General features: G+C 44.9%; 15 protein-coding genes. 5 read left to right on the top strand and 10 right to left on the bottom strand.

Annotation, left to right across the window (positions count from 1 at the left end):
* Positions 1 to 277: 277 nt before the first annotated feature.
* The 7 genes from rsxA to VMW01_06520 are packed head-to-tail and all read right to left on the bottom strand — an operon-like array spanning position 278 to position 5,745.
* Positions 278 to 853, bottom strand: coding sequence for an electron transport complex subunit RsxA (gene rsxA, locus VMW01_06550; GenBank protein ID HUW05901.1), 576 nt, complete (start codon positions 851 to 853; stop codon positions 278 to 280).
* A 2-nt stretch (positions 854 to 855) separates the two neighbouring features.
* A complete protein-coding gene (locus VMW01_06545) occupies positions 856 to 1,449 on the bottom strand; it encodes an electron transport complex subunit E (protein ID HUW05900.1) in 594 nt (197 codons plus the stop codon).
* Entirely contained in the window at positions 1,446 to 1,994 is a 549-nt protein-coding gene (locus VMW01_06540; protein HUW05899.1) for an RnfABCDGE type electron transport complex subunit G, read from the bottom strand. Before VMW01_06540 ends, VMW01_06545 begins: the two co-directional genes overlap by 4 nt.
* Before the next feature lie 19 nt (positions 1,995 to 2,013).
* A complete protein-coding gene (locus tag VMW01_06535) occupies positions 2,014 to 3,051 on the bottom strand; it encodes an RnfABCDGE type electron transport complex subunit D (GenBank protein HUW05898.1) in 1,038 nt (345 codons plus the stop codon).
* Positions 3,052 to 3,075: 24 nt separating this feature from the next.
* A complete protein-coding gene (rsxC, locus tag VMW01_06530) occupies positions 3,076 to 4,407 on the bottom strand; it encodes an electron transport complex subunit RsxC (GenBank protein ID HUW05897.1) in 1,332 nt (443 codons plus the stop codon).
* Between the two features lie 28 nt (positions 4,408 to 4,435).
* Complete coding sequence (locus VMW01_06525; GenBank protein ID HUW05896.1) at positions 4,436 to 5,302, bottom strand: Fe-S cluster domain-containing protein; 867 nt, start codon at positions 5,300 to 5,302, stop codon at positions 4,436 to 4,438.
* Between the two features lie 14 nt (positions 5,303 to 5,316).
* On the bottom strand, positions 5,317 to 5,745 hold the full coding sequence (locus VMW01_06520; GenBank protein HUW05895.1) for a SoxR reducing system RseC family protein: 429 nt from the start codon (positions 5,743 to 5,745) through the stop codon (positions 5,317 to 5,319).
* 308 nt (positions 5,746 to 6,053) lie between these two features.
* On the opposite strand from VMW01_06520, the gene VMW01_06515 reads away from it, so the two are divergent.
* A complete protein-coding gene (locus VMW01_06515) occupies positions 6,054 to 6,230 on the top strand; it encodes a hypothetical protein (GenBank protein HUW05894.1) in 177 nt (58 codons plus the stop codon).
* Positions 6,231 to 6,581: 351 nt separating this feature from the next.
* On the opposite strand, the gene VMW01_06510 is transcribed toward VMW01_06515, so the two are convergent.
* On the bottom strand, positions 6,582 to 7,445 hold the full coding sequence (locus VMW01_06510; GenBank protein HUW05893.1) for a DUF3108 domain-containing protein: 864 nt from the start codon (positions 7,443 to 7,445) through the stop codon (positions 6,582 to 6,584).
* A 2-nt stretch (positions 7,446 to 7,447) separates the two neighbouring features.
* A complete protein-coding gene (gene recG, locus VMW01_06505) occupies positions 7,448 to 9,556 on the bottom strand; it encodes an ATP-dependent DNA helicase RecG (protein HUW05892.1) in 2,109 nt (702 codons plus the stop codon).
* 119 nt (positions 9,557 to 9,675) lie between these two features.
* Here recG and VMW01_06500 point away from each other — a divergent pair, with 119 nt between their 5' ends.
* The 4 genes from VMW01_06500 to VMW01_06485 all read left to right on the top strand — a co-directional run bounded on the left by VMW01_06500 (position 9,676) and on the right by VMW01_06485 (position 12,109).
* Positions 9,676 to 10,485, top strand: a complete 810-nt coding sequence (locus VMW01_06500) for a class I SAM-dependent methyltransferase (GenBank protein ID HUW05891.1) — start codon at positions 9,676 to 9,678, stop codon at positions 10,483 to 10,485.
* 11 nt (positions 10,486 to 10,496) lie between these two features.
* Entirely contained in the window at positions 10,497 to 11,225 is a 729-nt protein-coding gene (locus VMW01_06495) for an ABC transporter ATP-binding protein (protein HUW05890.1), read from the top strand.
* A gap of 39 nt (positions 11,226 to 11,264) precedes the next feature.
* Positions 11,265 to 11,813 (top strand): cob(I)yrinic acid a,c-diamide adenosyltransferase, encoded by a 549-nt coding sequence (locus tag VMW01_06490; protein HUW05889.1) that lies wholly within the window; start codon positions 11,265 to 11,267, stop codon positions 11,811 to 11,813.
* Between the two features lie 74 nt (positions 11,814 to 11,887).
* Positions 11,888 to 12,109: a DUF2795 domain-containing protein gene (locus VMW01_06485; GenBank protein ID HUW05888.1), complete on the top strand. Its 222-nt coding sequence runs from the start codon at positions 11,888 to 11,890 to the stop codon at positions 12,107 to 12,109.
* Positions 12,110 to 12,143: 34 nt separating this feature from the next.
* On the opposite strand, the gene VMW01_06480 is transcribed toward VMW01_06485, so the two are convergent.
* On the bottom strand, positions 12,144 to 13,355 hold the full coding sequence (locus tag VMW01_06480; GenBank protein ID HUW05887.1) for a 4Fe-4S binding protein: 1,212 nt from the start codon (positions 13,353 to 13,355) through the stop codon (positions 12,144 to 12,146).
* Between the last annotated feature and the right edge of the window lie 374 nt (positions 13,356 to 13,729).

Below are 13,729 nucleotides of genomic sequence, written 5' to 3'. Positions count from 1 at the left end.
GCATGTGCGCCATAAACATCGTGCGGAATAAGCTGCTGGCAAGGATTTTTGCAGTAGTCAACCGGAGGACGCCATACGTAGACACCTTCAAGTTTGCTGCATAATTTTTTAAATTTACTTGCTTTTATCTTAGAATACGCGAATGTCCTTATCGGTGTGCCCACCAAACCACCACTTTAGCAAATATAGCAAAACTCACCCAACCGTTGTTCTCCATCCTCTTTAACAACAAAGGCCTACCCGTGGGTAAGCCTTTGCATTTTGGGGTTAAGCTTGTTTACTTTACGATACCGGCAAATCCCATGAATGCCATGGCTAAAATACCGGCGGTTACCAATGCTATGGGAGTTCCCTTCATCTCGCGTGGCACCTCCGCCAGCTCAAGGTTCTCGCGTAGTCCGGCAAATATCACCAAGGCCAATCCAAAGCCCAACGCTGTGGCGGTGCTGAATACCACGCTCTCTACGAGGTTATAGTTCTTCTGTATAGCCAGCAATGCAATACCCAGCACGGCGCAGTTGGTGGTAATAAGCGGAAGGAAGATTCCCAACGCTTGGTAGAGCGCAGGAGCCACCTTTTTTAGAATAATCTCCACCATTTGCACCAGCGCAGCAATCACCAGAATAAAGGTGATGGTTTGCATATACCCAATGTGAAGTGGCAGGAGAATGTAGTTAAACACAAAGTAGGTTACCAAGTTAGCCAAGGCCATAACAAAGGTTACAGCACCGGCCATGCCAAGCGAGGTTTCCACCTTGCTGGAAACGCCAAGGAACGGACATATCCCAAGAAACTGGGAAAGTACAACGTTGTTGACAAAGATGGCGGTAATGACAATAATGATATATTCCATGGCTAGTTGCTAAAATATTTGCGTTTCATTTTATTAAAGAGCACCATGAGGTAGGCCAAGGCCAGAAAGGCTCCGGGGGCCAGCACAAAGATGAGCATGCCATCGCCGGTTCCAAACTTGAATCCAAAAACTGCTTTACTGCCAAGCATCTCCCTAACGGCGCCCAGCACGGTAAGCGAAAGGGTAAATCCAAGCCCAATACCTACCCCATCCATAAACGAAGCAAAAACCCCATTTTTAGATGCAAATGCTTCGGCACGGCCCAGAACAATACAGTTAACCACAATAAGTGGAATAAATATACCAAGCTGCGCATGCAACGCAGGCAGGTAAGCTGCCATGGAAAGGTCGACCATGGTTACAAAGGAGGCAATAATTACGATGAAGGCGGGAATACGAACCTTTCCCGGAATGAGGTCCTTTACCATGGAAATTACCATGTTCGACATGGCCAGTACAAAGAGCGTGGCAAACCCCATGCCCATACCGTTGACGGCAGAGGTGGTGGTAGCCAGCGTGGGGCACATCCCCAGCAGTAGCACAAAGGTGGGATTCTCCTTAACTACCCCCCGAACTATTTCTTTAAAAACATTCATTTCTTACCTCCTTTCATAAAGGCGTTGTAGGCCCTATCAACGGCGTCGCAAAATGCCCGCGAACTAATGGTCGATGCCGTAATGGCATCCACATCGCCGCCATCCTTTCTCACCATCAGCTTAAAATCCTTTGGGTTCTTTCCCATAAACTGTACAGTGAAGTTCGATTTTTTCTTCTCCATTTTATCGCCTAAGCCGGGAGTTTCGTGCTGCGAAATAATGGCCACATCGTTAATGGTTCCATCGGGAAGAAACCCAACAATGAGGCTTATATGTCCAGCAAAACCCTTGTCGGTATAGGTTTCTACGGCAACACCAACTAACTTTCCGTCCTTTTTGGCCGGATACATCTTGAGGCTATCCTTTTCGTAAGCAACAAGGTATCCCTCGGCGCTGGGGTTATTGTCAAAGGGCGGCACTACCGACTTAATGGCATTGTTAATCTTAGCCACCTGAGCGGCCTCAATGGGCTCCTTGGTAAGCTCGTACACAACTCCAAGAGCGGCTGAGGCAACAAATGTTATTACAAACAGTGTTACCACCATATTTTTGAACGTAGATTCTTTACCTGCCATTTTTCAACACCTCCCCAAAGCGTTTAGGTTTCATATACATGTTTATTAGAGGAACAAAGCCGTTCATAATAAGAATGGCAAAGGAAACTCCTTCCGGATATGCTCCAAACACTCGAATAAGTACGGTAATAACCCCAATGCCAACTCCGTAGAGTATCATTCCCTTGTGGCTCATGGGTGATGTTACGTAATCGGTGGCCATGTATATTGCACCAAGAATAACGCCACCTGTAAGTAGATGAAATACTGGACCTGCAAATCGCTCAGGATTTCCCAAGTTGAGCAGAGTAGTAAACACTGCAACGCTGCCCAAAATAGCAACGGGAATATGCCAGGTAATTACCTTACGAAACAACAGATATAAACCACCAATAATCAGTGCCAATGCAGCAACCTCACCAAGGCTTCCGCCCATATTCCCCATGAGCATATCGCCATAGGAAGGAATCACTCCCGAATGAAAAACTTCGGAAACGGGTTTGCCAGCCTTAAGCGCCTCCTTCATGGCAGCCAGTGGAGTTGCACCTGTAACGGCATCAGCATAGTGCATATGAGCACCCAGAAAGTTGGTAATGCCCGTAAACTGCACGGGCTTGGGCCAGCTGGTCATTTGAACCGGAAAGGAGATGAGCAAAAATACGCGTCCCACCAGTGCGGGGTTAAATGGGTTGTTTCCCAGTCCACCAAAGCTCATCTTTCCAATGCCTATGGCAACCAGACTACCGATAACAATGAGAAAGATAGGTATATTGGTAGGAAGATTAAACGCCAATAGAAGTCCGGTAACCAATGCGGAACCGTCATTAATGGTGGGTTTAACCTTAAGGATGTATTTCTGAATTACATACTCAAATATTAGGCAGGAAGCTACCGAAACCAACGTGACAATGAGTGCTCCCAAGCCGAAATAAAAAATGGATATAAGCAGCGCGGGAAGCAGGGCAATTATGACGTCGAACATTAGCTTTCTGACGGACTCCTTCCCAAATGCATGGGGAGAAGGAGAAACGGTGAATATTTTTTCCATCAGCTATATTAGTTTTTGGGTTGTTTATTTCTTACGGTTTCTAATCATTTTGGCAACGGCACCCTTCCCCAACCGAATATAGTCGAGTAGTGGCAAGTTGGCCGGACAGGTGAAGCTGCAAGAACCGCACTCCATGCAATCGAGAACGCGTTCAACTTCCATGCGCTCGTAAAGGCTTCTCTTGCTTAACTTAATAAGCAGGTAAGGCTCTAAACCCATGGGGCAGGCGCTCACGCATTTAGAGCAACGAATACAAACGGCCTCCTGTGGTCGACGCGACAACTTTTCAGGAACGAGCAGTATGCCCGATGTTCCCTTTGTTACCGGCGCATTCAGGTTATTTAGGGCTTTCCCCATCATGGGGCCGCCGCTAATTATTTTGCCCGTATCTTCGGGCATACCGCCAATGGCATCAATAAGGTTAGAAACCGGAGTGCCCACCCTAACCATGAAGTTGCGTGGATTATTAACCGATTTACCGGTAACGGTAACCACTCTTTCAAAAAGAGGTTTATGCTTAACCACCGCTTCGTACACGGCGAACGCAGTACCCACGTTGTGCACTACGGCACCAACATCGATGGGTAGTCCACCCGATGGAACTTCACGGCCAATCACAGCCTTAATCAGCTGCTTTTCACCGCCCTGAGGATATTTCACCTTGAGTGGGACAATCTCAATCCCTTCATAGTTTTTCACCAGCGTCTTCAGGTGAGTAATGGCGTCGGGCTTATTGCTCTCAATTCCCACATAAGCCTTTGATACGCCCAAGGCATTCATCAGCAAGCGAGCGCCCTCCAATACCTCATGCCCCTTTTCGAGCATCAGCCTATGGTCGGAGGTGAGGTAGGGTTCGCACTCCACGCCGTTGATAATTAAGGCTTCTGCCTTTTTACCGGGAGGCACCGATAACTTAACGTGCGATGGGAATGTTGCACCTCCAAGACCCACAATGCCGGATGCCTGGATAATGTCGAGAATTTCCTTCGAAGACAAGTTACCAGCCTTTATAAAGTTGGAGGACCTTTCTATTTCAGCACGCCACTCGTCGCCCTCCACCGCAATTTTTACGGCTTGGCGGGGATATCCACTGGCATCAACCACTGATTCAATAGCAACAACTGTTCCCGATACGGAAGAGTGGATGTTGGCCGAAACAAAACCGGTACTCTTGGCAATAACATCGCCAACCTTTACCTTGTCGCCTTTGGCCACTACCGGCTCAGATGGGGCACCAATATGCTGTGAAATTGGAATAAAAACCTCATTCGGAATGGGTAATATGGAGATTGCGGCTGAGGCCGACATCTTTTCCTCTGGTGGATGTACACCGCCTTTTGAAAATGTTTTCAACACGGTTTAGGCTATTTAAGTTTTACCAAAATTAACTACCTGAAACTTCACCCTCTGCAACTTCCACCTTCTTTCGAGGAGGGAAATTGAGCTCAAGAATGGCATTGGTTGGGCACTCAGCCACACATTTGCGGCAAAGGGTGCACTTCTGTGCATCTATATAGGCAAGGTAATTTTGCAAGGTAATGGCATCAAAGGCGCAAACCTTTACGCACTTTCCACAACCAATGCAGGAAACCTGACATGCTTTTCGCGAAATGGCGCCCTTGTCCATGCTCACACACGAAACGAAGATTTTTCTATCCTTAGGTCTCTTCTTCCTTAGCTCAATAATATTCTTTGGACAAGCAGTAACGCAAGCACCACAGGCCGTACACTTATCATCGATTACCTCCGGCAACTTCGTAACAGGATTGATGAAAATAGCATCGAAATTGCAAACCGAAACGCAATCGCCGTAGCCGAGGCATCCATACTGGCAGCCCGTATCGCCCGAATAGAGGGAGGTGGAGACTGCACAAGAGGTAGCACCATCGTAGAAATTGGTTTGCTTGCGATGATCTGGCGAACCCTGGCAGCGTATTACGGCAACCTGTGGATCCTTCGCAACAACTGCCTTGCCCAAATACTGGGCAATACTGGCCATGGTTTCGTTGCCTCCAACAGGGCAAAAGAGAGTTGAGAGGTCCTCCGCCTTCACCAATGCATCGGCCAAGCCACGGCAACCGGGATATCCGCAACCTCCACAGTTCGCACCGGGCAGCATGACTTCAACATCGTCGATACGAGGATCTTCAAAAATCTTAAACTTCTGGGCAACAAAGTACAGCACAATGGCTGATACTATTCCCAGTAAACTCAAAGTAATAACTGTAAAAAGGATAATAGTAGAACTCATTGTATTATGGATTTCTAATCAATCTTTTCAACAATAAACACAAACTTTTCCTCAAGTTTTTTCCGAAAAAGCCTTAGAAACAGATAATATATGCCCACGGCTCCAACTGAAAAAAGCCCAGCCTCAACCTCGTTACCAAGAACTTGAACTGCAGAAATGAGAACACATAAAAGGATAATCAACGGAAAAACATAGCCCAAGGTAACCGCTCTCATGCCTTGCGACTGTTTCAATATTACCCGAACTTGATCGTTCAGATTTAGAGCTAGATCCTTATTATCAACCACAAGATCCTTCTCCACAGCATCGCCCATGGCGCATACCGATTTTGCCTGGCAAGAGCCACACCCAGCTACACCATCAATGGCAATGCGAACGCTGTTATGGGTTACCTCCACCACCCGGCCAAGGTGCTCAAACGTTTTTCCCGAAGTTGTAACCATCTGAACAATTGGAAATTTTGACAACAAAAATAAATTTCTTTGGATTAGCTTTTCCCTAAAACAGGTGCTGTTATTGGCTTACTATCTAATTTATCATGAGTATAAATAAACAAAACAAGACAACCTCAAGATAATCAGTAAATCCCCTAGTGAAAATCGTAGCACAATAAAAGTCATTTCAATATATGTTATTTTACTAACAGTCAACCGAAAAACCAATCTGGTCAAAGCAGGGCACTCCTTGATCTAACCAATTTATCAGTTTTGTAATGAATCGCGTTTCTTTGCCTAGATTATACAAACAATTAATGGCAATAAAAACCGTCCTCCTCCTTTTCATCATCACCATTCTTGGCCAACTATCGGCGTTTGCGCTATTTCACAATGGTAATATGGAGTTAATTATTGAACCAAGGCAGAACAAGCCAACAAGGATCACCCTCTTTAACTGTAAGGGTGTACAATGGCTACGAATTGGTGGATAGCAAAACTTCTGTAGTGAATAAGCCCGTTACTATGTATTTTAGACCTTTACTGTAACTACATTGTCTCCATTGAGCAAAATGGAGTGTTAATTAAGAAGTATAAGATTAGCACCGAAGTGCCACCAAAAGAAATACATGACTGGAAAATGGCACTCTCATTACCTATCTACAAAAATGGTAGCAACCAGCAGCTAGCCATTGTGGAATTACCACCAGCTACTATTAGTTACAATTCAAATAATCGGCAGTTCCCCCTGCACCGAACCCATGCATCCTATGGCAGACCAAATTATGGTTGACACGCTGGAACACAACGACCGTAATATTCAGCGCTCAAATCAACAGTAACAATTAATCTTTCTCCAGAACTTTAGAGGAAAGCGGGAAGCGCAAATTCTGCATCTTAATTATCCTGCCCTTTATAGTACCAACCTTTACTGGAGATTCAATGTAAATAGGAATCTTGTTGTCATCGTCGGTTATCCAAAGCGTAAGTTCCTCCTTACCCGAAAATACTGTTCCTTTAACCAAACCTACACCAAACTTCATACAACGAAATCGTCCCAGCCCTTTAACATCGATCGCCTCTTTGCCAAGGTAACGGTACATAACCGTATAAAGTTGGTCATCCAAAGCAAGGGAGACAGTGAAACGCTGGTTGATTTTTGCCTCAGAATAGTCAATATTCCTGCTATAGTAAAGAATGCTCACAATATCGATGGAGCATGGAAGAATTTGGAGCGTGTCAATCTCCTCTGGGTGGTTTTTCCGCTTGATATAAGCGAAAAGGCGGTCCGTTGACCAATCGAAAGTGTAGATATTATTAATGGTATATCCTCCTTCGTCAACCTCACGATTGAAATAGATTGGTCGCAGAGATTTTGGTTCAACCCAGGACTCATATAAATCTCTAACCTTAAAAAATTTGTCGTAGAAAGAGTAGGTTTTCCCTTCCGCTTTAAAATGGACAGCAGGTTTCCCATGAAAATCAACATCTTGAGCAGTGAAAACCACCTCTCCAACGTCTGTCCATATGAAGAGCAAAGAATAGCTCATGGCATAGGTAAGCTGCTCACCAGATTTAAAAGCACTCTGCGAAAATCTATGTTCAACACAGGTGTTCTTTGGTGGTACCTTTTTAGCAGAATCTTGCGAACGGCCAACTAAGGAGATGAGTAAAAAACTCAAGAATAATGGAATACAGCGGAATTTCATGGCTAACTTATTTTGCTAAAATCATAATTATTATGAACCTTAAAGCGCTGCAATTCGGTCCTTAATATACTGTTTTTTGGTGAATCAAGCAAAGGGTCTTCCTGCAGGAGGTCGGTTGCAACATTGCGCGCCCAGGTGAGCAGCTGTCCATCCTTGGCAATATTGGCAATTTTGAGGTCGAAGGCCATACCGCTCTGCATGGTTCCTTCCATATCACCTGGCCCCCTTAACGCAAGGTCAACCTCGGCAATTTCAAAACCATCATTGGTGTTTACCATGGTGCTAATCCGCTTGCGCGAATCGGACGAAAGCTTTGTGCCAGTCATAAGTATGCAATATGATTGGTCGGCACCACGCCCTACCCTCCCCCGTAGCTGATGCAGCTGTGAAAGCCCAAAGCGCTCAGCACTCTCAATAATCATTACAGAGGCATTGGGCACATTAACACCCACCTCAATTACTGTGGTTGCCACCATAATATGCGCTTTGCCCGATGCAAAAAGATTCATGGAAAAATCCTTCTCCTCCGATTTCATCTGCCCATGCACCACTACAACCACATAGTTCGGTGGAGGAAATTCCCGCACCATTCCTTCGTATCCATCCTGCAAATCTTTGTAGTCCATCTTCTCCGACTCTTTTATCAGGGGATAAACCACGTAAATCTGCCGGCCCAGCCTCACCTGCTCACGAATAAAGCCAAACATCTTTAACCGTTTGTTGTCGTAGTAGTGGATGGTATTTATTGGTTTCCGTCCAGGAGGCAGCTCATCAATCACCGACACCTCCAAGTCGCCATATACTGTCATGGCTAAGGTGCGGGGAATTGGTGTGGCGGTCATTACCAGTATGTGCGGTGGGTTGGTATTCTTCTGCCACAGCTTAGCCCGCTGGGCAACCCCAAAGCGCTGCTGCTCATCAATAATCACTAGCCCTAAGTCCCGAAACTGCACTGTATCCTCAAGCAGCGCGTGCGTACCAATTAAGATATCGATAGTGCCCTGCTCAAGCTCAGCAAACAACTTTTTGCGTTCCGATTTTTTTGTTGAGCCCGTTAATAGGGCAACAGACACATCAAGTCCCTCCAAAAAGGAGGTGATTGTTTGGAAATGCTGCGTTGCTAAAATTTCAGTGGGTGCCATAATGCTGGCCTGGTATCCGTTGTCGTTGGCAAGAAGCATGGACATGAGCCCAACCAGCGTTTTACCACTTCCCACGTCGCCCTGAAGCAGCCGATTCATTTGCCTACCCGAACCAAGGTCGCGCCGAATTTCTCGCAGCACTCTTTTTTGCGCTTCTGTAAGGGGAAATGGCAACTTTTGGTTGTAAAAGGAGTTGAAATGGTCTCCCACTTTAGAAAACACATGGCCATTTACTTGGCGTGTTCGATAATTTTTCTGAGTTAGCAGGTTAAGCTGGATAAAGAACAACTCTTCAAACTTCAATCTAGTTTGAGCCTTACGCAGCTCCTCCATCCCCGGTGGAAAGTGGATATACTGCAATGCTTCCATTAACGGCAATAACTTCAGCTGCTGAAGAAGATGAGGGGGCAGGCTTTCCTGAACCTTGTCCACAATTACCCTATGAAGATTTTCCTGTAACTTGAGTATCGCCTTTGAATTTAAAAACGACAACTTTAACTTTTCGGTGGTGTTGTAGTAGGCCTGCAATCCACCGCCAATTGTTCCATCGCTCTTAAGCCCATCCTCCACGTCCGGATGGACGAAGTTCAACTTGCCATTGAACATGCTGGGCTTACCGAACACAACATAGGGAACATTTACCTTCAACTTGGGCTGTATCCACTTAATTCCCTTAAACCAAACCAGCTCAGCCACACTCCTCCCATCGGTGAAAGAAGCCACTAGCCTCTTGCCGCGACCCTCGCCCACAAAAGAAAATCCTACAATTTTTCCTCGAATCTGCACATACGACTGGTCATCGGTGATTTCGGCAATAGCGTAAAACTTAGATCGATCGATATACTTAAACGGGAAATAGTAGAGGAGGTCGCGAAAGGTGGCCAGCTGAAGTTCCTTGTTCAACAACTCAGCCCGTTTGGGCCCAACTCCAGGCAGAAATTTTAATTCTGTATCAAAAAATTTATCCACCTAGCAAAAATAGTGGGATTTTTTTACTGTGGAATAGCTTGGCACTGCATATTTAGCAACCAGCCACTGTATGCAATAAGTTCATTTCATTGCTTAACTTTGCAGCAAAATATAGTGACATGAGGCGAAGGAGAGGTCCTATTAAACTTTTGAGGAAGTACATTGTCTATAAATTAATTGCAAAGCACCGTAAAGGATTTGGTATTCACTCTCCATTCACCTTTAATCTGCTTAACAAAACGTTACGTGAGAATGTACCAATAGAGTTAAAGACATTAGCCCGCAACTACAGGCGAGGGTTTTTAAGCAGTAAGGCAACATTGCCACGCAGCATTCTTGGGGCTGGTGCGTTGTTATCGAGCGGAGAGCAAAAAAAAGTATTGGTAAGCCAAATAATGCAGTATTCTGCTATTCCTTCCCGATATGGCGAATTGCTCTACCTGCTATCGAAGCATTTTGGGGCTGATGATATTTTGGAGTTGGGTACCGGACTAGGGATGTCCACCTTCTACCTTGCCACAGGCTCGCCAAGCAGCGTGCTTGTTTCGGTTGAAGGTCACATGCCATACGCGCGTCTTGCAGAGCAGGAACTTGACAACGCCGATATGGTCAATGTGGAAGTAATTACAGCCTCATTCAAGGAGGCACTGGATAAATTAAAAAAAGAGAGAAAGCGGTTTGGGCTATTTTATATTGATGGAGATCACACGCTTGAGGCAACACTTAATAACTTTAATCGCTGTGCCGAAATTTCGACCCAAAACGCTATCTTTATATTCGATGATATCCACTGGAGCGATGAAATGGAGGCGGCGTGGGAAGCCATTAAGCAACAAGACCAATGCCGGATATCCATGGATCTTTTCCGAATGGGTATTGTGTTCATGAACAAGAAGTTTCAAAAACAAAACTATATTGTACGATACTAAATTCAAGGGTTATGGCAGTAAGGAATCTTATTTCGATTGAAGGAATCACCAAATATTACAAGGTAGGAACCCAGGTGGTTAAGGCACTAAATGGGGTTAGCCTGTCAATGTCATCCAATGAATACGTTGCAATTATGGGGCCATCGGGTTCGGGTAAATCAACCCTGATGAACATTCTTGGCTGCCTTGATACCCCCACCGCAGGAACATACATTCTAAACAATACCGACGTAAGTAAAATGTCGGACGATCAGCTGGCCGATATACGAAACAAGGAGATTGGCTTTGTTTTTCAAACCTTCAACCTGCTTGCCCGTTACTCTTCGCTTGAGAATGTAATGCTGCCGCTAATATATGCTGGTATTCCTAAAGCAGAAAGAGAAAAGAAAGCGGAGGTTACCCTCACCAATGTTGGCCTAGCCGACCGCATGGACCACAAACCCAACGAGCTATCAGGAGGTCAACGTCAAAGAGTTGCCGTTGCAAGAGCGCTTATAAATAATCCTTCCATAATCCTTGCCGACGAGCCTACAGGAAACCTCGACACCAAAACGTCCATCGACATAATGAACCTCTTTGAGGATATCTACAACCTTGGAAACACTATTATCCTGGTAACCCACGAGGAGGAGATTGCCTTACATGCGCGAAGAATTATTCGGTTGCGTGATGGATTAATTGAATCGGATAAGGTAAATACAGAACCCGTTGGCATGAGAAAGGTTGAACATTTCCAGTAGATTTACGTTCCAAGTTAGAACTGTTCAACTTTTTGCTCAATGAAAATATACACAAAAACAGGAGATAAGGGTACCACATCCCTTATTGGCGGAACGCGAGTGCCCAAGTATCATCCTCGTATAGAAGCCTATGGCACGGTGGATGAGCTAATCTCCCACATCGGGCTGATTCGTGACCAAGACATTGACCACCATATTTTTGAAGTGCTGGTCTCTGTACAGGACCAGCTCATGGCATGTGCCTCAATTCTGGCAGCCGATTGCGAAAACTGCAAGGTTACAATTCCACAAATCAGCGAAGAGCACATTGTTGCCTTAGAGAAGGAGATGGATGCCATGGATAGTGAGCTCCCTCCTCTTACCTCCTTTGTGCTTCCCGGTGGCCACCCTACAGTATCTTACTGCCATATTGCTCGAAACGTGTGCCGAAGGGCAGAACGAAACACCATAAAGTTGGCCGAAAACACTCCTGTTCAGGAAAATGTTATTCGCTACCTAAATCGCCTCTCCGATTATCTCTTTGTTTTAGCCCGTTTCCTCGCTTTTAAACTAAAAGTGAAAGAAATTTTATGGAAGCCAAACAAATAAGAAAAAAATTTTTATATTTTTGCGAGCTTTATGGAGAGTAAAGTAAAATCATTCAAAATATAAAACTGAGTACTATGTATTGGACCCTTGAACTAGCATCGAAACTTGAAGATGCCCCTTGGCCAGCAACAAAGGAGGAGCTTATCGACTTTGCTATTCGATCAGGTGCGCCCATGGAGGTTATTGAAAATTTAGTGGAGATTGAGGATGAGGGCGAGATTTACGAAAGCATTGAAGACATTTGGCCTGACTATCCGAGTAAAGATGATTTTTTCTTCAACGAAGATGAATATTAACAGTGAAGCTGTCCCACCTGGACAGCTTCTTCATTTATTCCTTTCGCTGAATTCTGCCCCAAGGTTTGCCAGGTTTTCTAATTAACTCTAAGAATTCACCCGTTGGGCAGAAGAATCGGCACCAAGGTTTGGGAATAACCAAGGAGACAATTATGAAGAATATAGCCATCACCATCACAATGGCCGATACCGTTTGGTAGGCGAAAATGCTAAATGGCTCCAGCTCCGTTAAATCTACCGAAAAGCCAACAAGCAAAAGAATCAATACTGAGGCAAAAAATAGTGGGCGCAACCATCGAAGCCACCGAGCAACTCGAATGGGAATCTCCAGCTTCCAAGGAAAAATTTTCCCGGCCAACTCCTGGCACGCACCAAATGGGCAGAGGTAATTACAGTAGAAGGCCTTTCCTGTAACCAGCGGTAAAATCACAGCGAGAACAAAAATGGTGCAAAGTAGCAAACGTGCCGCCCAAGGAAAACCATCCACAAGCCAGCCATAAAGTAGTGCAGCCGAAAGAAATGAGCCACCCCAGAGGCCAATGATCAGCACTGCCGAACTAAGTAGGTAATTACGCCCTTTTCGCAGCTGCTTGGTGAAGAAAAAGCTTAAGAGTGCAAACAAAACCACAAGAATCGAAGCCGCAAATTTTAAAAAACTCATCCAATCGAAGGGCAGGTGCTCCGGAGGAATTTTACCACTAGACAGATACCTTCCAACGCACACCTGCATATTTTTGATAATAGCAGTGGTGCTATAGGTCGCTCCCGCCATGGCATCAACCGGCATACCATAAGCTTCGGAAACCGGTAAATTGTTCCATATTTTAAAAAACCCACGCTTTTCAATCTTTCGAATGAACCCGGGCGATTCCACATTTCGAAGCATAGAGACACCCACCACCGTATCACCGCAATTGAGTCCCACAAGCAGTGGCGTACTTCCAGCGTAACCAATAATGCTATCGGCATAAGGACTTGAACAAATGACTTTGCCCAAGAGAACTTTATCAACATCATAAACAAAGACCACCGACGAATCTACCCCACTTGGTTTTGCATGGAATGCACTTGGAAAAATATGCTGAATGTCTGTCAAAGAAAAAACGGAATGAACACCGAGATCGCACTCCGGCTGGGCAACGCTACCCTTGGAATGTGACCGATTTCCATGCAAATAGGCAATTGCCACCAGCAGGGCTGCCAGAAGCAGCAAGCGTGGAAGTTTGGAAAATATTTTTTTAAGCATCACAAAAAACCACATTTGAATTTAACATCTATCAGACAACTCGGAAAAGAGTATTATCAAATCTTACTAAAACCCAGATTTTTCATCACAAATTTATTAGAAGTTTCTTAGTATTCTAATAATAACAAGCCATTAACATTTTTTTTACAATTCAACGATATTGTTAATGCAACACGCAAAACAATTTGAGACCGAATCCATTTGTGCATTTGAAAAATAATTAGTCCATTTCCCTTTTTATGACTGCAGCGCAAGCAACTTCAGACCCACTTGAAAAAGATCAAAACGTGTATCTACATCGTTATACAAGGCATGATTAGCTCCCGTCCATATGAGATAATACACCCCGAACCATCAAGTTTTTTGAAGCGAGA

It is taken from the genome of Williamwhitmania sp. (assembly GCA_035529935.1).
In the GTDB taxonomy this organism is placed as follows: domain Bacteria; phylum Bacteroidota; class Bacteroidia; order Bacteroidales; family Williamwhitmaniaceae; genus Williamwhitmania.
This window is presented reverse-complemented; position numbering and strand designations above follow the sequence as displayed.